The sequence below is a fragment of the Actinosynnema sp. NPDC050436 genome, from assembly GCF_040655415.1.
GTDB lineage: Bacteria > Actinomycetota > Actinomycetes > Mycobacteriales > Pseudonocardiaceae > Actinosynnema.
Map to the genome: position 1 here is coordinate 556,599 of NZ_JBFAJV010000002.1, position 20,889 is coordinate 577,487.

At 73.8% G+C, this 20,889-nt stretch carries 17 protein-coding genes and 1 pseudogene; 13 read left to right on the top strand and 5 right to left on the bottom strand.

Features of this window, described 5'->3' with window-relative positions:
* Positions 1–26 precede the first annotated feature (26 nt).
* On the bottom strand, positions 27–890 hold the full coding sequence (locus tag AB0I60_RS06715; protein WP_360726297.1) for a fused MFS/spermidine synthase: 864 nt from the start codon (positions 888–890) through the stop codon (positions 27–29).
* 8 nt (positions 891–898) lie between these two features.
* Positions 899–2,353, bottom strand: a complete 1,455-nt coding sequence (locus tag AB0I60_RS06720) for a YibE/F family protein (protein ID WP_360726299.1) — start codon at positions 2,351–2,353, stop codon at positions 899–901.
* Between the two features lie 137 nt (positions 2,354–2,490).
* On the opposite strand from AB0I60_RS06720, the gene AB0I60_RS06725 reads away from it, so the two are divergent.
* Positions 2,491–3,180, top strand: coding sequence for a nitroreductase family protein (locus AB0I60_RS06725; RefSeq protein ID WP_360726300.1), 690 nt, complete (start codon positions 2,491–2,493; stop codon positions 3,178–3,180).
* Positions 3,181–3,191: 11 nt separating this feature from the next.
* Here AB0I60_RS06725 and AB0I60_RS06730 read toward each other — a convergent pair whose 3' ends face one another.
* Both AB0I60_RS06730 and pnuC read right to left on the bottom strand, forming a co-directional pair.
* Positions 3,192–4,271 (bottom strand): AAA family ATPase, encoded by a 1,080-nt coding sequence (locus tag AB0I60_RS06730; protein ID WP_360726302.1) that lies wholly within the window; start codon positions 4,269–4,271, stop codon positions 3,192–3,194.
* A complete protein-coding gene (gene pnuC, locus AB0I60_RS06735; protein ID WP_360726304.1) occupies positions 4,268–4,906 on the bottom strand; it encodes a nicotinamide riboside transporter PnuC in 639 nt (212 codons plus the stop codon). Before pnuC ends, AB0I60_RS06730 begins: the two co-directional genes overlap by 4 nt.
* Positions 4,907–4,952: 46 nt before the next feature.
* Here pnuC and AB0I60_RS06740 point away from each other — a divergent pair, with 46 nt between their 5' ends.
* The 10 genes and pseudogenes from AB0I60_RS06740 to AB0I60_RS06785 all read left to right on the top strand — a co-directional run bounded on the left by AB0I60_RS06740 (position 4,953) and on the right by AB0I60_RS06785 (position 17,021).
* Positions 4,953–6,860, top strand: a complete 1,908-nt coding sequence (locus AB0I60_RS06740; protein WP_360726306.1) for an intein-containing Rv2578c family radical SAM protein — start codon at positions 4,953–4,955, stop codon at positions 6,858–6,860.
* Positions 6,861–7,026: 166 nt separating this feature from the next.
* Positions 7,027–7,704 carry a TetR family transcriptional regulator gene (locus tag AB0I60_RS06745; protein WP_360726308.1) on the top strand — a complete coding sequence of 226 codons (678 nt, stop codon included), beginning with the start codon at positions 7,027–7,029 and terminating at the stop codon, positions 7,702–7,704.
* 77 nt (positions 7,705–7,781) lie between these two features.
* On the top strand, positions 7,782–8,183 hold the full coding sequence (locus AB0I60_RS06750; RefSeq protein ID WP_360726309.1) for a nuclear transport factor 2 family protein: 402 nt from the start codon (positions 7,782–7,784) through the stop codon (positions 8,181–8,183).
* Between the two features lie 142 nt (positions 8,184–8,325).
* Complete coding sequence (locus AB0I60_RS06755) at positions 8,326–8,922, top strand: TetR/AcrR family transcriptional regulator (RefSeq protein WP_360726311.1); 597 nt, start codon at positions 8,326–8,328, stop codon at positions 8,920–8,922.
* Positions 8,919–9,668: a TIGR03084 family metal-binding protein gene (locus AB0I60_RS06760; protein WP_360726313.1), complete on the top strand. Its 750-nt coding sequence runs from the start codon at positions 8,919–8,921 to the stop codon at positions 9,666–9,668. The genes AB0I60_RS06755 and AB0I60_RS06760 overlap by 4 nt, the downstream gene beginning before the upstream one ends.
* Before the next feature lie 56 nt (positions 9,669–9,724).
* A pseudogene (locus AB0I60_RS06765) lies at positions 9,725–11,223 on the top strand (acyclic terpene utilization AtuA family protein).
* Positions 11,220–12,362, top strand: a complete 1,143-nt coding sequence (locus AB0I60_RS06770) for an acyl-CoA dehydrogenase family protein (protein ID WP_360726314.1) — start codon at positions 11,220–11,222, stop codon at positions 12,360–12,362. Before AB0I60_RS06765 ends, AB0I60_RS06770 begins: the two are co-directional and overlap by 4 nt.
* Positions 12,359–13,954, top strand: a complete 1,596-nt coding sequence (locus AB0I60_RS06775; RefSeq protein ID WP_360726316.1) for a carboxyl transferase domain-containing protein — start codon at positions 12,359–12,361, stop codon at positions 13,952–13,954. Before AB0I60_RS06770 ends, AB0I60_RS06775 begins: the two co-directional genes overlap by 4 nt.
* Positions 13,955–13,962: 8 nt before the next feature.
* Positions 13,963–15,864 (top strand): biotin carboxylase N-terminal domain-containing protein, encoded by a 1,902-nt coding sequence (locus AB0I60_RS06780; RefSeq protein ID WP_360726317.1) that lies wholly within the window; start codon positions 13,963–13,965, stop codon positions 15,862–15,864.
* Entirely contained in the window at positions 15,861–17,021 is a 1,161-nt protein-coding gene (locus tag AB0I60_RS06785) for an acyl-CoA dehydrogenase family protein (protein WP_360726319.1), read from the top strand. Before AB0I60_RS06780 ends, AB0I60_RS06785 begins: the two co-directional genes overlap by 4 nt.
* A 54-nt stretch (positions 17,022–17,075) precedes the next feature.
* Here the strand turns inward: AB0I60_RS06785 and AB0I60_RS06790 are convergent, their stop codons facing one another.
* A complete protein-coding gene (locus AB0I60_RS06790) occupies positions 17,076–17,885 on the bottom strand; it encodes a hypothetical protein (protein ID WP_360726321.1) in 810 nt (269 codons plus the stop codon).
* Positions 17,886–18,379: 494 nt separating this feature from the next.
* Here AB0I60_RS06790 and AB0I60_RS06795 point away from each other — a divergent pair, with 494 nt between their 5' ends.
* Together AB0I60_RS06795 and AB0I60_RS06800 are read left to right on the top strand one after the other, a co-directional pair.
* A complete protein-coding gene (locus tag AB0I60_RS06795) occupies positions 18,380–19,546 on the top strand; it encodes a S8 family peptidase (protein ID WP_360726323.1) in 1,167 nt (388 codons plus the stop codon).
* 75 nt (positions 19,547–19,621) lie between these two features.
* On the top strand, positions 19,622–20,779 hold the full coding sequence (locus AB0I60_RS06800) for a S8 family peptidase (RefSeq protein ID WP_360726325.1): 1,158 nt from the start codon (positions 19,622–19,624) through the stop codon (positions 20,777–20,779).
* Positions 20,780–20,889 lie beyond the last annotated feature (110 nt).

Sequence of the window (20,889 nt, forward strand, 5' to 3'; positions counted from 1 at the left end):
GGTGACGGGGGTTTCGACGGGTGCGCTCAGTCGGCCGGCAGGCCCCAGGTGCCCTTCGGCGGTGACGGGGACTGGGTGGCGGTCGCGTCGGTGGTCGGCGGGGTGCCGCCGATGAAGCGCACCAGCGACTCGCCGTGCTCCACGCGGCCCGGGAACGGGTCGCTCGCGGTGCGGCGGACCAGGTCGGCGATCGGCAGGTCGACGTACGAGCCGAGCAGCACGAAGTTGCCGAAGCGCCGGCCCCGGAACACCGCCGGCTCCGCGATCACGCACACGTGCCGGAACACCGCGCGCACGGTCGCGGCCTGGGCCTTGGCGAACGCGAGCCCGTTGCCGTCGCTGATGTTGGCCGCGTAGACCCCGCCGCCGCGCAGCGCCCGCGCGGCCAGCTCCACGAACTCGACCGAGGTCAGGTGCGCCGGTGTCCGCGCGCCCGCGAACACGTCCGTCACCACCAGGTCGAACGTGTCCTCCGGGGCCTTCTCCAGCACCGCCCGCGCGTCGCCGTTGCGGATCTTGACCCGCCAGCCGCGCTCCAGCGGCAGCAGGCCCCGGACCAGCTCGATCAGCGCCGCGTCGACCTCCACGACCTGCTGGGTGGACTGCGGCCGGGTGGCGGCGACGTAGCGGGGCAGCGACAGGCCGCCGCCGCCCAGGTGCAGGGCGCGGACCGGCTCGTCGCCGGGCGCGACCAGGTCGGCGACGTGGCCGAGCCGGCGCAGGTACTCGAACTCCAGGTGGCGCGGGTCGTCCAGGTCCACGTGCGACTGCGGGGTGCCGTTGAGGCGCAGCGTCCACGCGCGCGGCACGTCGGGGTCGGGGACGAGTTCCGCGATGCCCGAGTCGACCTCCCTGGTGATGGTCTCGTCGGCTCTCCGGGTTCGTCCCACCCGGTCGATTATCCCGGTGACCCGGGATCGCGCCGCCGCCGGTCGGCCGGTGGGCGGGGCTCGGCCCGCACCCGCCCGCCCGGCCGCCGCCACGGGCCCTTGGCCGGGTCGTAGCCGGTGCGCAGGTCCCCGGTCACCCGGGTCCGCCAGGCGGGTGCGACCGGCTCGTCCCGGTCGTCGTCGGCGCTGTCGCCCTCGGCGCTGTCGTCGGGTTCCGGTGCGGGTTCGGCGTCGCGGGCGGGCACGGTCTCGCGGCCGGCCACGACGGCGGCGAGCGCGGTCGTGATCGGCACCGCCGCGACCAGGCCGATGCTGCCCACCAGGGTCCGCACGACCTCCTGCGCGACCTGCTGCGCGGTGAGGATCTCGCCGAGGCTCCGGCCGGACAGGGAGAACGTCAGCAGCAGCGGCAGCGCCGTGCCCGCGTACGCCATGACCAGCGTGTTGACCACGGACGACAGGTGGTCGCGGCCGATCCTCGACCCGGCGGCGTACAGCTCGCGGAAGCCCAGGGCCGGGTTGGCCCGGCGCAGCTCCCACACCGCGCTGGTCTGGGTGACCGTCACGTCGTCCAGCACGCCCAGCGCGCCGATCACCGTGCCCGCGAGCAGCAGGCCCCGGGTGTCGATGCCGTGGCCGAGCAGCGACACCAGGTTCGCGGTGTCCTCGTCGAGCCCGGTCAGCCTGCCCAGCGCCGAGAACACCCCGCCGAGCAGGCAGATCAGCGCGAGGCTGACCAGCGTCCCCAGCACCGCCGTGGACGTCCGCGCGGACACGCCGTGGGTCAGGTACAGCACCACGAACATGATCAGCCCGGCCCCGACCACGGCGACCGCGAGCGGGTCCTCGCCGGCGAGGATCGCGGGCAGCACGAACAGCACCAGCACGACGAAGCTGAGCGTCAGCGCGCCCAGCGCGGCCAGGCCCTGCCACCGGCCCAGCAGCAGCACCGCCGCGACGAACAGCACGGCCAGCAGCAGCATCGGGACCCCGCGCTGGAAGTCCGCGAGCTGGTAGGACTGGCTGGAACCCGGGTCGGTGCCGGCGCTGTAGGACAGCACCACCCCGTCACCGACCGCGAACGTCGGCGAGGTCGGCTGGTCGGGCACCGGTATCCGCACGTCGCGCCCGGCCGCGTCGCCGTCGGACATCCGCACCGTGACCAGCACGCACCCGGCGGCGCCGGGCTGGTCGGCGTCCGGCCCGCACCCGCCGCGCGCCACGGCGGTGACCTCGCCGTGCACCGGCACCTGGGTGAGCCCGGCCTGCGCGCCCGTGGGCTGGTCGTGGCCGAACGGGTAGAGCACCAGCGCGCCGACCACCGTGGCGAGCACCAGCGGCAGCAGCAGGACCAGGAGCAGCCTGCGGACCGGCGCGGACGCGGGTGCGGCGTGGCGGCCGTGCCCGTGCCCGTGGCCGTGCGCGTGTGCGGTGGTCTGGTCCTCGTCGTGCACGGCGCACATCCTGCCCGATCACCCGATCCGCCTCGCGCCCGAGCACACCCCGGCCCCACCTGGCTCGCGTCCGTTAGTCGGACACTTCGGTGCGAATTTCGACCGGGGCCTTCAGCGCGCCCGGTCGTGCTGCCACAGTCCGAGGGGTGACGAACTGGACACCCAACCACGGCCAGGACTTCGACCCGGTGCCCTACCGGCCCGCGCGGGTGCCGGCCGAGCAGTCCCTGCGGACGGCGGCCGAGCTGCGCGCCCGGATGGACGAGCGGCGCACCGTCCGCATGTTCTCGTCCGACCCCGTGCCCACCCAGGTCGTGCTGGACGCGATCGCCGTCGCCGCGACCGCGCCCAGCGGTGCCCACCAGCAGCCGTGGACCTTCGTCCGCGTGGTGGACCCCGAGGTGCGCAAGGCGATCCGCGCCGCCGCCGAGCACGAGGAGCGGATCTCCTACGAGGGCCGGCTCGGCGACGAGTGGCTGGACGCGCTGCGCCCGCTGGGCACCGACGACGTGAAGCCCCACCTCACCGACGCGCCCGAGCTGGTCGTCGTGTTCCAGCAGCGGTTCTACCTGGAGCCCGACGGCAGCAGCCGCAAGCACTACTACGTGGACGAGTCGGTCGGCATCGCGGTCGGGATGCTGCTGACCGCCCTGCACCTGGCCGGCCTCGCCGCGCTGACCCACACGCCGTCGCCGATGAAGTTCCTCGGCGAGGTGCTCGACCGGCCGCGCAACGAGAAGGCGTTCGCGGTCATCCCGATCGGCTACCCGGCCGACGACTGCGTGGTGCCCAACCTGGTCCGCAAGACGCTGGACCAGGTCGTGGTCACCGTCTGACCGGCCCCGCGTCAGCCCAGCGGCGCGGCGAACGTGAAGTGCCGGGCCACCGCCTCCCGCACGGCGGCGGTGGCCCGGCGCAGCCGCTCGGCGCGCGACCCGGTCACCTCCAGCCACGGCACGCCCCGTTCGACCAGGCCCGCGCGGAACAGGTCCGTCATCCACGGGCGCAGGTGCTCGCCGTCGCGCCACCCGTCCTGCTCGAACGGCACGCCCTCGTGGTCGGTGAGCAGGTAGAGCGCGGGCTCCGGCGCGTCCGGCGCGATCTCCGGGTGCGGTGCGCCCAGGTACCGGTGGCCCCACACCGTCGCCGCCCACGGGTCGTTGTCGCACACCACGACCGGTGCCGTCGCGGCGGCCCGGTCGACCAGCTCCCGCTGCCGCGCGGCGACGTCCTGGAAGTCGCCGACCGTCCACACCAGACGGTCGAGGTCCGCGCCCGGGTCGAACGCCCGCGCGGCGGCGAGCTTGTGCTCGGTGTGGGCGCGGCCGTACTCGGGTACCCAGGGCGTGCCGAGGTGCGCCGCGAGTTCCCGCGACAGCGTCGTCGTGCCGGTGCTCTCGGCGCCGACCACCACCACCCGGGCGCACAGACCGGCCCGGGTGGCGGGGGCCAGGTGCGACCAGTTCGCCTGCGGGTCGGCCCGCACGGCGGTGCCCGACACCGGGTGCGCGACCCGGTCCAGGTCGACCAGGACGTGCCGCGCGCCAAGGCGTTCGGCCATTTCGTCACCGTAGTGCTCGCTGGAGAACACGGCGTCGACCGGAGCCGACGCGGGGTCGCCGTCCAGGATCGCCCGCCGGGCCAGCACCGCCCGGGTGAGGTCCATGTGCAGTTCCCACACCGGGTCGCTGTGGAAGTCCACCGGGTGGTCGTCCAGGTCGCCGAGCACCACGAGGCCGGGCGTGCCGGCGTGCTCCGCGCGCAGCCACGCCACCCGGGACGCCACGGGGATCGACTCCACCGACGACGCCAGCACCGCCACGGTGACCCGCTCGCTGCGCGCGGCGGCGGTCCGGACCAGGTGGTGGTGCCCGGCGTGCGGCGGGTAGAACTTGCCCAGCACCAGGGAATGTGTGAACTCCGTCATGCCGGCACCAGTTCGGCGCGCAGCGCCCGGCGCCAATTCCGCAGGCCCAGCGCGCAGAGCGCGAGGAAACCCAGGTACAGCACGGCGGTGAGCCAGAGGTCCTTGTAGGCGTACAACGGAACGTAGATCACGTCCGCCGCGATCCACAGCCACCAGCACTCGACCTTCTTGCGGGTCTGGCCCCAGGTGGCCAGCAGGGACAGCACGGTGGTCACCGAGTCCGCCCACGGCACCGTCGAGGTGGTGAACGCCATGAGCACCCACGCGATCAGCACCGTCCCGGCGATCCCGGCCGCGACCAGCCAGGCCCACTGCGCCGGTGTGGTGCGGCCGACCGGCAGCGGTGTGCGTTCCGCGCCGCCGCGCAGCCACGCCCACCAGCCGTAGAGCGCGAGTGCGATGTAGACGATCTGCAAACCCGAGTCCGCGTAGAGCCCGCTCGCCGCGAACAGCACCAGGAAGGCGATGTTGTTGAGGATGCCGATCGGCCAGTTCAGCGGGTTCTGGCGGGCCACCAGCCACACGCACAGCGCGCCCGTGACGAAACCCGCCACCTCGCCCCAGCTGGTGGCGACGCCGCCGACGGTGACGGCGGGGGTGTGGAAGGGCCAGAGGATGACGTCCAGTAGCGACAACGGAACTCCGTTTGACGGGTTTTCGAACACGTGTTCGAATGAACTCATGCGATGGGACGGGCAGAAGGACGGGGCGGACCGGCAGCAGGCTCTGCCGGGGTTGCCGGGACTGGTGCGCAGCGTACGAACCCCGGACTTCGCCGACGTCGTGTTCCACGAGGTGCGCGCCAAATCGGTGCTGAACAAGGTGCCCGGCGACCGGCTGCCGTTCGGGTGGACGGTCAACCCGTACCGGGGCTGCACGCACGGCTGCACCTACTGCCTGGCCGGCGACACGCCCGTCCTGCTGGCCGACGGCCGCACCAAGCCGATCGCGGAGCTGTCCGTGGGGGAGGAGGTGTTCGGCACCTCCGAGGGCCGGTACGTCACCACGCGCGTGCGCGCGCTCTGGACCACCGTCAAACCCGCCTACCGGCTCACCCTGGAGGACGGCACCCGGGTCGTGGCGAGCGGTGACCACCGGTTCCTGGCCGAGGACGGCTGGCGGCACCTCACGCCCGGCCGCTGCGACGACTTCGAGGAGCGGCCGTTCCTGGCCAGGGGCGCGCGGCTGGTCGGCACCGGCCGGTTCGCCGCCCCGCCGACGGTGAACGACGCGTACCGGGGCGGCTACCTGTGGGGCCTGGTGCGCGGCGGGCTGCCCGGCGACCCGGACGTGCTGGCGCGGGCCCGCGAGTACGCCGCCGGCCGCATCCCGCGCGACGGCGAGCTGGTCGAGTGGCCGACCGGTCCCGGCGAGGACTGGTCCAAGGGCTTCCTCGCGGGCCTGTTCGACACGCGCGGCACGGCGACCGGCGGCGAGCTGGTGCTGTCCAGTTCGGACAGCGCGGTGTTCGACGCGGCGGTGCTCGCGCTGACCCGGCTGGGGATCGGCCACGCCGTGGAGGTGCGCGGCGTGCGGATCACCGGCGGCCTGGCCGAGCGGCTGCGGTTCCTGCACCTGGTCGGGCCGGTGATCGCGCGCGGCAACGCCGTGGAGGGCACCCCCGTCCCGCGCGCGGGACGGCTCGCGGTGGTGGCGGTGGAGTCGCTGGGCGTGCCGCGCACGCTCTACGACATCACCACCGGCACGGGCGACTTCGTGGCGAACGGGCTGGTCAGCCACAACTGCTTCGCCCGCAACTCGCACACCTACCTCGACCTCGACGCCGGGCGCGACTTCGATTCCCAGGTCGTGGTGAAGGTCAACGCGGTCGAGGTGCTCACCGCGCAGCTCGGCTCGCGCGGGTGGCGGCGCGAGCACGTGGCCCTGGGCACCAACACGGACCCGTACCAGCGGGCCGAGGGCCGGTACCGGCTGATGCCCGGGATCATCGGCGCGCTGGCCGACTCCGGCACGCCGTTCTCCGTCCTCACCAAGGGGACGGTGCTGGCCCGTGACATCCCGGTGCTGGCCGAGGCCGCGCAGCGGGTGCCGGTCGGCGTCGGCGTGTCGATCGCGCTGCTGGACCGCGAGCTGCAGGCCGGGTTGGAGCCGGGCACGCCGAGCCCGCAGGCGCGGCTGGAGCTGGTGCGCCGGGTGCGCGAGGCGGGTCTGCCGTGCGGGGTGTTCGTCGCGCCCGTGCTGCCCGGCCTGACCGACGACGTGGCGGGCCTGGACGCGCTGCTGGCGGAGGTCGCGGCGGCCGGCGCGTCGGGCGTGACCGTGCTGCCGCTGCACCTGAGGCCCGGCGCGCGGGAGTGGTTCGCGCGGTGGCTGGTGCGCGCGCGCCCGGACCTCGCGGACCGCTACCGGAAGCTGTACCGGGGCGGGTCGTACGTCGATGCGCGCTACCGGCGGTGGCTCGCCGACCGCCTCGGTCCGCTGCTGCGCAAGCACGGGCTGGAGGCGAGGGGCAGCCGGGACGCGGTGGGCGTGCCGGGCGACGCGGACGGCGCGTGGCCGGAGGGCAGCCTGCCGCTGACCACGCCGCACCGGCGTGGCGTGGACCAGGAACAGCTCACCCTGCTCTGAGCGCGCCGGCGCGGGCGGTGGGTGTCGGCCCCGGCCCGCCCGTGCGGTGTGCCCGTGGCGTGGCGACCGACGGCGGCGCGGATGATCGGGCATGGTCGTCGGCGGTTCCTGCGCGCGGCGACCGGGTCGGCCGACCGGCTGCGCGCGACGAGCGAGGACGAGGACTGTGACCAAGCCTGCCAAGAGCGAGCAGACCAGGGCCGCGATCGTGGAGAGCGCCATGCGGCTCTTCCTGGCCAACGGCTACGACCGCACGACGATGCGGGCGATCGCGGCGGACGCGGAGGTGTCGGTGGGCAACGCCTACTACTACTTCCCGTCCAAGGAGCACCTGATCCAGGGCTTCTACGACCGCATGGTGCGTGCGCACGGCGAGGCGTGCGCGGAGGTCCTGGCGTCGGAGGGCGACTTCACCGCCAAGCTGACCGGTGTGCTGCTGGCGTGGCTGGAGGTGGCGTCGCCCTACCACGCGTTCGCCGGCCAGTTCTTCAGCAACGCCGCCGACCCGGACAGCCCGCTGAGCCCGTTCTCCACCGAGTCCGGCACCGCGCGGGACGCCGGCATCGCCATCCACCGCCGGCTGCTGGACGGCGTGAAGGTCGACCCGCAGCTGCGCGAGGACCTGCCCGAGCTGTTGTGGCTGTTCCAGATGGGCGTGGTGCTGTTCTGGGTGCACGACCGGTCCGAGGGGCAGCGCAACAGCGCAGTCCTGGTCCGGCGCAGCGCGCCGATGCTCGGCAGGCTCCTCCAGCTCTCGCGCGTGCCGGGTCTGCGCTCGGTCGCCCGGGACGCGGTCCAGTTGTTCCGCGACATCGGCCCGGGTGCCCTCGGTACCACTCGCTGAGCCGACTTCCAGCGCTGTGAGCTGCGGTGACGAACTCGATGCACGTACTTCGTACGGCGTACGGTATAATGGTCCGCATGAGTGGTGTGGCGGGTAGTGGTGCCGGGTTCGTGCCGACCGACGACGACGTGGCGGGTGTGCTGGAGTGGTTCGCGCGGTGGGACGCGCTGGCGGTGGAGAAGGACGTCGAGTCGATGGCCGGGATGGCCCTGTTCCCGGTCAACGCGGTGACCGACGGGTCGGCCGAGTCGTGGGACCGCGCGCGGTTCCTGCACGACATGGCCGCGCAGCTCGGGGACGGTGACGTCCAGATGGAGTCCGTGCGGACGCCGATCTTCCTCAACGCCGGGCTGGTCTTCGTGGTCACCGACGCGACCATCACGGTGGGCGAGTTCTCGCAGGTCGTGCGGTACGGCGACCTGCTGGTGAAGAAGGACGGCGGGTGGCTGTTCCAGACCATGGTCCAGGGCGGCTGGTGATCGGCGACGGGCCCCCGGCGTGATGTCGGGGCCCGTCGCGGCAACGGGGGGCGGGCTCTTACGGGGTCCGCCCCCCGTCGCGAGCGCCGCCGGATCAACAAACAGTCTTGACTGTTTGTTGATCCGGCGGAACACTCGGCCCATGGCCACGGAGACCAGGCAGCGGCAGGCCGACCGAAGCGCGGGCACCCGGCGCAAGCTCATGGAGGCGACGGTCGGGTGCCTGGTGGAGTTCGGCTGGTCGGGCACCACGACGACGGTGGTGGCCGAGCGGGCGGGCGTGTCGCGCGGTGCGCAGCTGCACCACTTCCGGACGCGCGGGGAGCTGGTCGCGGCGGCGGTCGAGCACCTCGGCGCGGAGAGCGTGCACCACCTCCGGGAACGCGCCGCGCTGGTCGGCAGCGCGCCCGACCGGATCGTCGCGGTGGTGGAGCTGATCGCCGACTTCTACGCCAGCGACCTGTTCACCGCCGCCCTGGAGCTGTGGGTGGCCGCGCGCACCGACGCCGACCTCAAGACCGTCGTGGTGCCGCTGGAAGCCCGCCTGGGCCGGGAGACGCACCGCCTCGCGGTGGAGCTGCTCGACGCCGACGAGACCGAGCCGGGCGTCCGCGAGGCCGTGCAGATCACCCTCGACCTGGTGCGCGGCCTGGCCTTGGCCAACCAGCTCACCGACGACCGCAAGCGGCGCACCCGGGTCGTCCGGCACTGGGCCCGGATGCTGGGGGCCGCGCTGTGATCGACGAGCTCTTGGACGACCTGCGCGCGGAGAGCGCGGTGCTGGACGACCTGGTCGCGCCGCTGGGTGACTGGTCGGTGCCGACCCCGGCCGCCGGCTGGACCGTCGCGCACCAGGTCGGCCACCTGTGCTGGACCGACCGGGTCGCGGTGCTGGCCGCCACCGACCCGGACGCGTTCGCCGCGCTGCTCGCCTGCGCCACGCCGGACCTGATTGACCGGGGCGCGGCCGAACCGGTGACGCTCGCCCGGTGGCGGGCCTCGCGCGCGGCCGTGGCCGAGGCGCTGCGCGCGGTGCCCGCCGGGGTGAAGGTGCCCTGGTTCGGGCCGCCGATGAGCCCGGCGTCCATGGCCACCGCGCGGCTGATGGAGACGTGGGCGCACGGCCAGGACGTGGCCGACGCGCTCGGCGTCGTGCGGGAGCCGACCGCGCGGCTCCGGCACGTGGCGCACATCGCGGTGCGCGCGTTCGGGTACGCGTTCCTGGTCAACGGCCTGGTCGCGCCGCAGGAGCCGGTGCGCGTCGAGCTGACCGGCCCGGACGGGCAGCGGTGGACCTGGGGGCCGGAGGGCGCGGCGGACCGGGTCTGCGGGCCGGCGCTGGACTTCTGCCTGCTGGCCACCCGGCGGCGGCACCGCGACGACCTGGCCGTGACGGCGGTCGGCGACGTGGCGCGGGCCTGGCTGCCGATCGCCCAGGCGTTCGCCGGGCCGCCCGGCACCGGCCGGGGGAGGATGGCGCGGTGATCCGGATCGGGAACGCCTCAGGCTTCTACGGCGACCGGTTCTCCGCCGTGCGGGAGATGCTGGAGGGCGGCGCGCTCGACGTGCTGACCGGCGACTACCTGGCCGAGCTGACCATGCTGCTCCTCGGCCGCGACCGGGCCCGGGACCCGGACCTCGGCTACGCCCGGACCTTCCTGCGCCAGGTGGAGGACTGCCTCGGCCTCGCCCTGGACAAGGGCGTGCGGATCGTCTCCAACGCGGGCGGCCTCAACCCGGCCGGGCTCGCCTCGGCGATCGACCGGCTCGGGCTCGGGGCGCGGGTCGCGCACGTGACCGGCGACGACGTCCGGTCCCGCTTCCCGGACGCCCTGACCGCCAACGCCTACCTCGGCGCGTGGGGCATCGCCCGGTGCCTGGAGGCCGGCGCGGACGTCGTGGTCACCGGGCGGGTCACCGACGCGTCGCTGGTGGTGGGCCCGGCGGCGGCGCACTTCGGCTGGTCGCGCGACGACTGGGACGCGCTGGCCGGCGCGACGGTCGCCGGGCACGTGCTGGAGTGCGGCACCCAGGCCACCGGCGGCAACTTCGCGTTCTTCACCGAGGCGGACGCCTCCCGGCCGGGTTTCCCGATCGCCGAGGTGCACGCGGACGGCTCGTCGGTGATCACCAAGCACGACGGGACGGGCGGCGCGGTCACCGTCGACACGGTCACCGCCCAGCTCCTCTACGAGATCGGCCCGCCCGCCTACGCGGGCCCCGACGTGGTCAGCCACTTCGACACGGTCCGGCTCGACCCGCACGAGCGCGGCGTGCGGATCTCCGGCGTCCGGGGCAGCGCCCCGCCCGACGAGCTGAAGGTGTGCCTCAACCACCTGGGCGGCTTCCGCAACTCGACCACGTTCGTCCTCTGCGGGCTGGACGTCGGCGCGAAGGCCGCGCTGGTGCGCCGCCAGGTGGAGGACGCGCTCGGGCCGGAGGGCCTGACCTGGGCGCTGGCCCGCACCGACCACGTCGACGCGGACACCGAGGAGGCCGCGTCCGCGCTGCTGCACGTGACGGTCAAGACGGCCGACCCGGAGCGCGCCAAGGCGTTCTCCCGGGCCTGCGTCGAGCTGGCGCTCGGGTCCTACCCCGGTTTCCACGTCACCGCGCCACCCGGCGACGGCACGCCGTTCGGGGTCTACCGGGCCGCGTACGTGCCCCGGGACTCGGTGGCGCACCGGGCGGTCCTGCCCGACGGGGAGGTGGTCGCGGTATGAGGGTCCCGCTGGGCACCATCGCGGGCGCCCGGTCCGGCGACAAGGGCGGCGACGCGAACGTGGGCGTGTGGGTGCGCACCGACGCCCAGTACGCGTGGCTGGTCGCGGAGCTGACCGTCGCGCGGCTCAAGGAGCTGCTGCCCGAAGCGGGCGAGGTGGTCCGGTACGAGCTGCCGAACCTGCGGGCGCTGAACTTCGTGCTGCACGGGCTGCTCGGCGAGGGGGTGGCGTCCTCCACCCGGTTCGACCCGCAGGCCAAGGCGCTGGGCGAGTGGTTGCGCTCGCGCCACGTCGACATCCCGGAGGAGCTGCGGTGAGCCCGTTCTCGACGCCGGAGCGCGAAGACCTCCGGGCCGTGGTGCGCCGGTTCGTGGCGCGGGAGGTCGTGCCGCACCTCGCGGAGTGGGAGCGGGCCGGGGAGCTGCCGCGCGGGCTGCACCGCGCGGCGGCCCGGATCGGCCTGCTGGGCCTCGGCTTCCCGGAGCACGTCGGCGGCGCGGGCGACCTGCTGGACACCGTCGTGGCGACCGAGGAGCTGATCCAGGCCGGCGGGTCGTCCGGCCTGGTCGCCGGGCTGCTCACGCACGGCATCGCGCTGCCGCACATCGTCGACTCCGGCAACCCCGACCTGGTCGACCGGTTCGTCCGGCCGACGCTGGAGGGCGAGCTGATCGGCGCGCTGGCGGTCACCGAGGCCGGCGGCGGGTCCGACGTCGCCGCGCTGCGCACCACCGCCCGCCGCGACGGCGACCACTACGTCGTCAACGGCGGCAAGGCGTTCATCACCTCCGGTGCCCGCGCGGACTTCGTCACGGCGGCGGTGCGCACCGGCGGCCCCGGCCACGCGGGCGTGAGCCTGCTCGTGGTGGAGAAGGGCACGCCGGGCTTCGGCGTGGACCGCAGGCTGGAGAAGATGGGCTGGCACTGCTCGGACACCGCAGAACTGTCCTTCGTGGACGCCCGGGTGCCGGTGGCGAACCTGGTGGGCGCCGAGAACGGCGGGTTCGCGCTGATGATGCGCCAGTTCCAGGTCGAGCGGGTCTCGCTGGCCGTGCAGGCGTACGCCACCGCGCAGCGCTGCCTCGACCTGGCGATCGGTCACGCGCGGCGGCGCGAGACCTTCGGCCGTCCGCTGATCGGCCGCCAGGTGGTGCGGCACAAGCTGGTCGAGATGGCGCAGCGGGTCGACCTGGCCCGCGTCTACACCCGCGAGGTGGCGGTGCGGGTCGCGGCCGGCGAGGAGTGCGTGGCGCAGGTGTGCTTCGCCAAGAACTCCGCGGTGGAGACGTGCTCGTTCGTCGTGGACGCCGCCGTCCAACTGCACGGCGGCGCGGGGTACCTGCGCGACAGCGAGGTCGAGCGGCACTACCGCGACGCCCGCGTCCTCGGCATCGGCGGCGGGGCCACCGAGGTGATGGTGGAGCTGGCCGCCAAGCGATTGGGGTACACCGCATGACCACGTTGGGCACCGGGCTGGACACCAGCGCCGCGCAGTACCGCGCGAACCGGGAGGCGTTGCTGGGCAAGCTGGCGGAACTCGACGCGGAGCACGCGAAGGCCCTGGCGGGCGGTGGCCCGAAGTACACCGGACGCCACCACGGGCGCGGCAAGCTGCTCGCCCGCGAGCGGGTCGAGCTGCTCCTCGACCAGGACAGCCCGTTCCTGGAGCTGTCCCCGCTGGCCGCGTGGGGCACCGACCACCCGGTCGGCGCGAGCGTGGTCACCGGGATCGGCGTGGTCGAGGGCGTCGAGTGCGTGATCGTCGCCAACGACCCGACCGTGCGCGGCGGCGCGTCCAACCCGTGGACGCTGCGCAAGACCTTCCGCGCGAACGACATCGCGCTGCAGAACCGGCTGCCGCTGATCGGGCTGGTCGAGTCCGGCGGCGCGGACCTGGCGAGCCAGGCCGAGATCTTCATCCCCGGCGGGCGGGCGTTCCGCGACCTGACCCGGCTGTCCGCCGCGAGGATCCCCACCATCAGCGCGGTCTTCGGCAACGCCACGGCCGGCGGTGCGTACGTGCCGGGCATGTCCGACCACGTGGTGATGGTGGACGGGCGCTCGAAGGTGTTCCTCGGCGGTCCGCCGCTGGTGAAGGTCGCCACCGGCGAGGACGCCGACGACGAGTCGCTGGGCGGCGCGCGGATGCACGGGTCGACCTCGGGCCTCGCGGACCACGTGGCGACCGACGAGGTGGACGCGATCCGGCTCACCCGGCGGATCGTCGCCCGGCTCAACTGGCGCAAGCTGGGGCCGCCGGCCAAACCCGTGGTCCCCCCGCTGCACGACGAGGAGGAGCTGCTCGGCCTGGTGCCGACCGACCAGCGCGTCCCGTTCGACCCGCGCGAGGTGCTCGCCCGGGTCGTGGACGGCTCGCGGTTCGACGAGTTCAAGCCCGACTACGGCACCAGCCTGGTCACCGGCTGGGCCGACCTGCACGGCTACCCGGTCGGCGTGCTGGCCAACGCGCGCGGCGTGCTGTTCAGCCAGGAGGCGCAGAAGGCGACCCAGTTCATCCAGCTCGCCAACGCCGCCGACACCCCGCTGCTGTTCTTCCAGAACACCACCGGGTACATGGTCGGCGCGCAGTACGAGCAGGGCGGGATCATCAAGCACGGCGCGATGATGATCAACGCGGTGGCCAACAGCGGGGTGCCGCACCTGACCGTGGTCATGGGCGCGTCCTACGGCGCGGGCAACTACGGCATGTGCGGGCGGGCGTACGACCCCCGTTTCCTGTTCACCTGGCCCAACGCCAAGTCCGCCGTGATGGGCCCGGCCCAGTTGGCCGGCGTGCTGTCGATCGTGGCACGGCAGGCCGCCGCCGCGAAGGGCCAGGACTACGACGAGGAGCACGACGCCGCGATGCGGCGGGCGGTGGAGGGGCAGGTCGAGCAGCAGTCGCCGGCCGCCTTCCTGTCCGGCCGGCTCTACGACGACGGCGTGATCGACCCGCGCGACACCCGCACCGTGCTCGGGCTGTGCCTGTCGGCGGTCCACAGCGGACAGGTCAGGGGCGCCGACGGCTACGGCGTCTTCCGGATGTGAGGGGACCGATGATCGCCAGGCTGCTGGTCGCCAACCGGGGCGAGATCGCCCGCCGGATCACCCGGACCTGCCGCGAGCTGGGCATCAGCCCGGTCGCGGTGTTCTCCGACCCGGACGCGGACGCGCCGCACGTGCGCGAGGCCGACGCCGCCGTGCGGCTGCCCGGCGCGACGCCCGCCGAGACCTACCTGCGGGTCGACGCCCTGGTCGACGCGGCCCGCGCGGCCGGCGCGGACGCGGTGCACCCCGGCTACGGGTTCCTGTCCGAGAACGCCGACTTCGCCCGCGCCGTGCTCGCCGCCGGCCTCACCTGGGTCGGCCCCGATCCGGCCGCGATCGAGGCGATGGGGTCGAAGGTCGCGGCGAAGGAGCTCATGGCCGCCGCCGGCGTGCCGGTGCTGCCCGACCTCGACCCGGTGACCGCCGACCGGTTCCCCCTGCTGGTCAAGGCGTCGGCCGGCGGCGGCGGTCGAGGGATGCGGGTGGTGCGTTCGGCGGAGGAGCTGGCCGACCGGGTGGCCTCGGCACGTCGGGAAGCCGAAGCCGCGTTCGGCGACGGCACGGTGTTCTGCGAACCGCTGCTGGAGGACGCCCGCCACGTCGAGGTGCAGGTGCTCGCCGACACCCACGGGACGGTGTGGGTTCTGGGCGAACGGGAGTGCTCCGTCCAGCGCAGGCACCAGAAGATCGTCGAGGAGACGCCCAGCCCCGCCGTCGGGCCGGAAGCGCGCCGCCGGCTGTTCGCCGCGGCGATCAGCGCCGCCCGCGCGATCGAGTACGTCGGCGCGGGCACCGTGGAGTTCCTCTTCACCGATGACCAGCGGTTCCACTTCCTCGAAGTCAACACCCGGTTGCAGGTCGAGCACCCGGTGACCGAGGAGGTGCACGGCGTCGACCTGGTGGCCTGGCAGCTCGCGATCGCCGAGGGCGAGCGGCTGCCGCCGGCCCCTCCCGAGCCGCGCGGCCACGCCGTGGAAGCCCGCTTGTATGCGGAAGACCCGGCGCACGACTGGCGGCCGTCGACGGGGGTCCTGCACCGCTTCCGCGTGCCGGACGGCGTAAGGACCGACAGCGGGGTGGAGGACGGCAGCGTGGTCGGGGTGCACTACGACCCCCTGCTGGCCAAGGTCGTCGCGTGGGCGCCGACCCGTGCTGCGGCGATTCGCAAACTGGCCACTGCGTTGGACCGGTCGGACGTGCACGGTCTGGTCACCAACCGGGAGCTTCTGGTGCGGGTGTTGCGCCATCCGGCCTTCGGCGCCGGTGCCACGCACACCGGCTTCCTGGACCGCCACGGGCTCCTCGAACACCCTGCGGTGGACGTTCGACCGGCCGCACTGGCGGCTGCGCTGGCACTGGCCGAAATTCGTCGGACGAACCTACCGCTGGGGTGGCGGAATCTTCCGTCACAACCCCAGAAAACAGCGTTCGAATTCAACGGTGAAACCGTGGAAGTGGCCTACCGGCACACCCGGCGCGGCGTGGTGGCGGATGCCGGGCCGCACGTGGTATCGGCGTCACGCAGCGAAGTCGTGCTGGAGCTGGAGGGGGTGCGGCGGGTGCTGCGGGTGGCCGTGCACGGCGACCTGGTGGTCGCCGACGGCCTCGCGCTGCGGCTGCTGCCGAGGTTCCCCGAACCGGCCGCCAAGGTCGCCGAGGGCGCGACGACGGCCCTGATGCCGGGCACGGTGGTCCGGGTGTCCGCGCGGCCCGGCGAGGCCGTCGAGGCGGGCGCGGAGCTGCTCGTGCTGGAGGCGATGAAGATGGAGCACCGGGTGCTCGCGTCGACCGGCGGCGTGGTCGCGGAAGTCCTGGTGGCGCAGGGCGACCAGGTCGACGCGGGCGCCGTGCTCGCCGTGGTCGGACCGGGGGACGGGGCGGGATCGGGAACGGGGGAGGCCGGGGCGTGACGGACTACGTGGAGAGCGACGAGCGGCGGGCGCTGCGCGCGGCGGTCAGGGACTTCGCCGCCGGGTACGGGCCCGGGTACTTCCTGGCCAAGGCGCGGGCGGGGGAGAAGACCGACGAGCTGTGGGCGGCGGCCGGGCGGCTGGGCTACCTGGGCGTGGCCGTGCCGGAGGAGTACGGCGGCGGTGGCGGCGGCATCGGCGACCTGGCGGCGGTGTGCGAGGAGCTGGCGGCGGCCGGCTGCCCGATGCTGCTGATGGTCGTTTCGCCGGCCATCTGCGCCACCGTGATCGCCCGCTACGGCACCGGTGCGCAGAAGCGGCGGTGGCTGCCCGGGTTCGCCGACGGCACCACCAAGATGGCGTTCGCCATCACCGAGCCGGATGCCGGGTCCAACTCCCACCGGCTGACCACGGCCGTCCGCCGCGACGGCGACGGGTGGGTGCTCTCCGGCGGCAAGCACTACATCTCCGGCGTGGACGAGGTGGAGGCGGTGCTCGTGGTGGCCCGGCACGTCGACTCGTCCGGGCAGCGGCTGCTGCCCTCGCTCCTGGTCGTGCCGACCGACGCGCCCGGCTTCACCTACCAGCACATCCCGATGGAGGTCGTGTCGCCGGAGAAGCAGTTCACCTGCTTCTTCGACGATGTCCGCCTGCCACCGGACGCGCTGGTAGGTGCCGAGGACGCCGGGCTGGCCCAGCTGTTCGCGGGGCTCAACCCGGAACGGATCATGGCGGCCTCGTTCGCCACCGGCATGGCCCGCCGCGCACTCGACCAGGCGGCCGACTACGCCCGCACCCGTGCGGTGTGGGGCACCCCGATCGGTGCGCACCAGGGCGTCGCGCACCCGTTGGCCCAGTGCGCGATCCAGGTCGAGCTGGCTCGGGTGATGACCCAGCGGGCCTCGGCCCTCTACGACGCCGGAGAAGACCGGGCTGCGGGTGAGGCGGCCAACATGGCCAAGTATGCGGCGGGTGAGGCGGTGGCGGCTGCGGTGGACCAGGCCATCCAGGTGCACGGCGGGAACGGGCTGTCGGCCGAGTACGGACTCGGTGCCCTGCTCGCCGCGTCCCGGTTGTCCCGGATCGCGCCGGTCAGCCGCGAGATGATCCTGAACTACGTGGCACAGCACACCCTGGGCCTGCCGCGCTCCTACTGAGTGGGGTCCGCTGCCTGCGGCCGGTGGTCGGGTCCGCTGCCGGCGGGCCGGCGGTCAGGTCCACTGCCAGCGCAGGCCGACCACGCCGGGACCGAAGTCCAGGGCGACGGCGTACGCGTAACCCCAGGTGTCCACCGGGGTCTCCCGCACGTCGGCGGGTTCGCCGCCGGACAGGTCGGACGTGAACTGCTCGCAGCGGACGGGGCGGCACCGGGAGTCGTACCGGACTTCCAGCACGTACTCCCGCACCGCGTGCCGGAAGCGGCGCGAGTGGGTGTTGTCGTAGGTCGGGTGGTGCGGCGCGACGTGGATGAGCTCGTACTCCACGGCGGTGCGCTCTCCCCTGCGCAGAGGCCGGTCGAACAGCAGTTCGGCGATCATCAGACCGTTGCGCGGGTCGGCGGAGACCCGCCCCAGTCTGCACGAGCGCAGCGTGCCGATCACCGGCAGCGGGTCGCCCGGCAGGCGGGTGTCGTAGCCCAGCAGCACGCGGTCCACGCCGGCCCGCTCGGCGCGCAGCACCTGGCGCGACCGCACCCGGCGGGTGCTGCCGTCCATCGCCAGCTCCACCTGGTCGCGCAGGCTGAGCCGGGTCAGGTCCTGGTCGGTGGTCGTGTCCACGTCGGCCAGCAGCTCCGCCACGGACTCGTAGTCGCCCGCCTGCGCCCACCCCTCGGGGCCGGCCAGCCGGAGCCGGGGACGTGCCTTGCCGCGTGGCCGGGGTGGGCCGAGCAGGGTGCTCAGGCCGCCCTCGCCGACCTCCAGGATCTCCTCCAGGTGGCCGACTGCGGTCAGTGAGTCGGGCCGTTCCGGTCGGCGCCGCCCCGACTGCCAATAGCTCAGCGCGGCGATGCTCACCGCCACGCCCCGTGACCGCAGCTTGTGCTGGATGCGTTCCAGGCTCAGCCCTTTCGCCCGGATCGCCGATCGCAATGCGTCCGCGAAGGGGTCCGCTCCTGCGTCGATGCGTCGGGGATCGCGTACCCGCGATTCCGGTCCGACGACTGGCGTAGGCATCTCCGCTCCGTTCTCCCGATGACAAGGCGAGCGACGTTATCGTGAGAAATCCTCCCGGCGGTACAGCCGATCGGGTTTCCCGACGTGAATTTAACCGAATCGGCGGGCAAAATCCGGTCGGCCGTGGAATGTTTGAATTCTCATTAACAGCAGTGGTGTGAAGGTGCGGCCCGCGCGATCGTCCCACCGGCGCTGGGACGTCTGGTCCCTTCCCGGTACCCGAACCGCCGCATAGCCTCGGAAGACGCGGGGTGATGTGTGGCACACCCCGCGCGGTCCCGGCCCCGTCCCTGCCGCTCGGTGCGTCGACGACCGCATCCCTGCGAAGAACGGACACGAGTATGCGCAAGTCCACCCTGACAGCCGGGGCCGCCGTCGGCGCGATCGCGCTCGCCCTGGTCGCCCCGCCCGCGCAGGCCGCGGAGGGCACCGTCCTCTCCGCCGGAACGGCCGAGGCGATCCCGAACAGCTACCTCGTCAAGCTGAAGGATTTCTCCACGACGAGTGCCGACTCGCTCGCCGCGCGCTTCGGCGGACGGGTCGACCGCATTTTCTCCACAGCGTTGAATGGCTTCTCGGCCACGTTGTCCGAGCGCGCCGCGAAGCGCCTCGCCGCCGACCCGGCGGTCGACTACGTGGAGCAGAACCAGGTGGTGCGCGCCGACGCGACCCAGACCAACCCCCCGTGGGGCCTGGACCGGATCGACCAGCGCAACCTGCCGCTGGACCAGAAGTACACCTACAACACGACCGGCGCGGGCGTGAACGTCTACGTCATCGACACCGGTGTGCGGGTCAGCCACCGCGACTTCGGCGGCCGGGCCAGGAACGGCTTCGACGCGGTCGACAACGACAACGTCGCCCAGGACGGCAACGGCCACGGCACGCACGTGGCGGGCACCATCGCGGGCACCGTCCACGGTGTCGCCAAGGGCGCCACGATCCACGCGGTCCGCGTCCTGGACAACAACGGCAGCGGCACCACCGCCGGCGTCGTCGCGGGCATCGACTGGGTGACCAAGAACCACGTCAAGCCCGCCGCCGCGAACATGAGCCTCGGCGGCGGCGCGTCGACCACCCTGGACGACGCGGTGCGCAAGTCGATCGCGGCGGGCGTCGTCTACGGCGTGGCGGCGGGCAACAGCAACGCCAACGCCTCCGGCTACTCGCCCGCGCGCGTGACGCAGGCGATCACCGTCGGCTCGACGACGAACACCGACGCCCGGTCCAGCTTCTCCAACTACGGGTCCCTGGTGGACGTGTTCGCGCCCGGCTCGAACATCCTGTCCACCTGGCACACCAGCGACACCGCGACCAACACCATCAGCGGCACGTCGATGGCGACCCCGCACGTGGTCGGCGTGGTGGCCCGCTACCTCCAGGCCAACCGGGCGGCCACGCCCGCGCAGGCGCAGACCGCGATCGTGAACGCGGCGACCACCGGCAAGGTCACCAACCCCGGCTCTGGCTCGCCGAACCGGTTGCTCTACTGGGCCCCCACGGCCTGATCCCCGGCGACACGCGGGAACCCCGGCGCGCGACCCGCGCCGGGGTTTCTCCCCTTCCCTGCGGAGGAAACGTCCATGAACGCACAAAGACGGGGGCTCTTGCCCGGGCTGGTCGCCGCCGCGCTGCTCGGCGCGGCGGTGGCCGCGCCCCCGGCCGCCGCAGGACCCCCGGCGGAGGGGGTGGTGCGGTTCGCGGGCTCGGCGCGCGCGGTGCCGGGCAGCTACCTGGTCAAGCTCAAGGACACCACGCCGGTGTCGTCGTCCGGTACCCGGTTCACCGGGGTGGAGCGGGTCTACCCCGGTGGCTTCCACGGGTTCTCGGCCCGGTTGAGCGAGCGGCAGGCCCGCCGGCTGGCGGCCGACCCGGCGGTCGAGTACGTCGAGCAGGACCAGGTGGTGCGGATCGCCCCGCCCACGACCCAGGCCGCCGCGCCGTGGGGCCTGGACCGGATCGACCAGCGGAAGCTGCCGCTGGACACCGAGTACAGCTACACCTCGACCGGCGAGCGCGTCACCGTGTACGTGATCGACACCGGCATCCGGACCACGCACCAGGAGTTCGGCGGCCGGGCGTTCCACGCGTGGGACGCGGTGGACGACGACAACGTCGCCCAGGACGACAACGGGCACGGCACGCACGTCGCCGGCATCATCGCGGGCAGGGTCCACGGGGTGGCCAAGGGCGTCGCGGTGGGGGCCGTGCGCGTGCTCAACGGCCAGGGCAGCGGCACCACCGCCGGCGTGATCGCCGGGGTGGACTGGGTGACCCGCAACGCGCGCAAGCCCGCCGTGGCCAACCTCAGCCTCGGCGGCGGGGCGTCCACCGCCCTGGACGACGCGGTGCGGGCGATGATCCGCTCCGGCGTGACGGCGTCGGTGACGGCGGGCAGCAGCGGCAGCGGCGCGGTCACCACCTCGCCGGCGCGCGTGACCGAGGCGTTGGTCTCGGGCTCCTCGGCGCAGACCGACACGCGCGCGTCGTTCTCCGATCACGGCCCCGGGGTCGACCTGTTCGCGCCGGGCATCGGGATCACCGCGGCGTGGCACACCGGGGACACGGCGCTGAACACGGTGAGCGGGACGTCGATGTCGACGGGCTTCGTGTCGGGCGTGGCGGTGCGCCACCTCCAGCACACGCCCACCGCGACACCGGCCCAGGTGCACGCGGAGCTGGTGAACGAGGCGACGCCACTGCCGTGGGGGCGGCTTCTGTACTGGTCACCCACGAGGTGATGTCCGGCAAGTGTCCGTGCGGGCGGCAGTGATCGCGCCGCGCGGTGATGTCCGGCGAGGGTCCGTGCGGGCGGCAGTGATCGCGCCGCGCGGTGATGTCCGGCGAGGGT

What these genes read in the sequence shown, in the direction of transcription:
- AB0I60_RS06720 (WP_360726299.1), bottom strand. Translation starts at nt 2,353, where the DNA reads ATGTGCGCCGTGCACGACGAGGACCAGACCACCGCACACGCGCACGGC.
- AB0I60_RS06730 (WP_360726302.1), bottom strand. Translation starts at nt 4,271, where the DNA reads ATGACGGAGTTCACACATTCCCTGGTGCTGGGCAAGTTCTACCCGCCG.
- AB0I60_RS06740 (WP_360726306.1), top strand. Translation starts at nt 4,953, where the DNA reads ATGCGATGGGACGGGCAGAAGGACGGGGCGGACCGGCAGCAGGCTCTG.
- AB0I60_RS06750 (WP_360726309.1), top strand. Translation starts at nt 7,782, where the DNA reads ATGAGTGGTGTGGCGGGTAGTGGTGCCGGGTTCGTGCCGACCGACGAC.
- AB0I60_RS06755 (WP_360726311.1), top strand. Translation starts at nt 8,326, where the DNA reads ATGGCCACGGAGACCAGGCAGCGGCAGGCCGACCGAAGCGCGGGCACC.
- AB0I60_RS06775 (WP_360726316.1), top strand. Translation starts at nt 12,359, where the DNA reads ATGACCACGTTGGGCACCGGGCTGGACACCAGCGCCGCGCAGTACCGC.
- AB0I60_RS06780 (WP_360726317.1), top strand. Translation starts at nt 13,963, where the DNA reads ATGATCGCCAGGCTGCTGGTCGCCAACCGGGGCGAGATCGCCCGCCGG.
- AB0I60_RS06795 (WP_360726323.1), top strand. Translation starts at nt 18,380, where the DNA reads ATGCGCAAGTCCACCCTGACAGCCGGGGCCGCCGTCGGCGCGATCGCG.
- AB0I60_RS06800 (WP_360726325.1), top strand. Translation starts at nt 19,622, where the DNA reads ATGAACGCACAAAGACGGGGGCTCTTGCCCGGGCTGGTCGCCGCCGCG.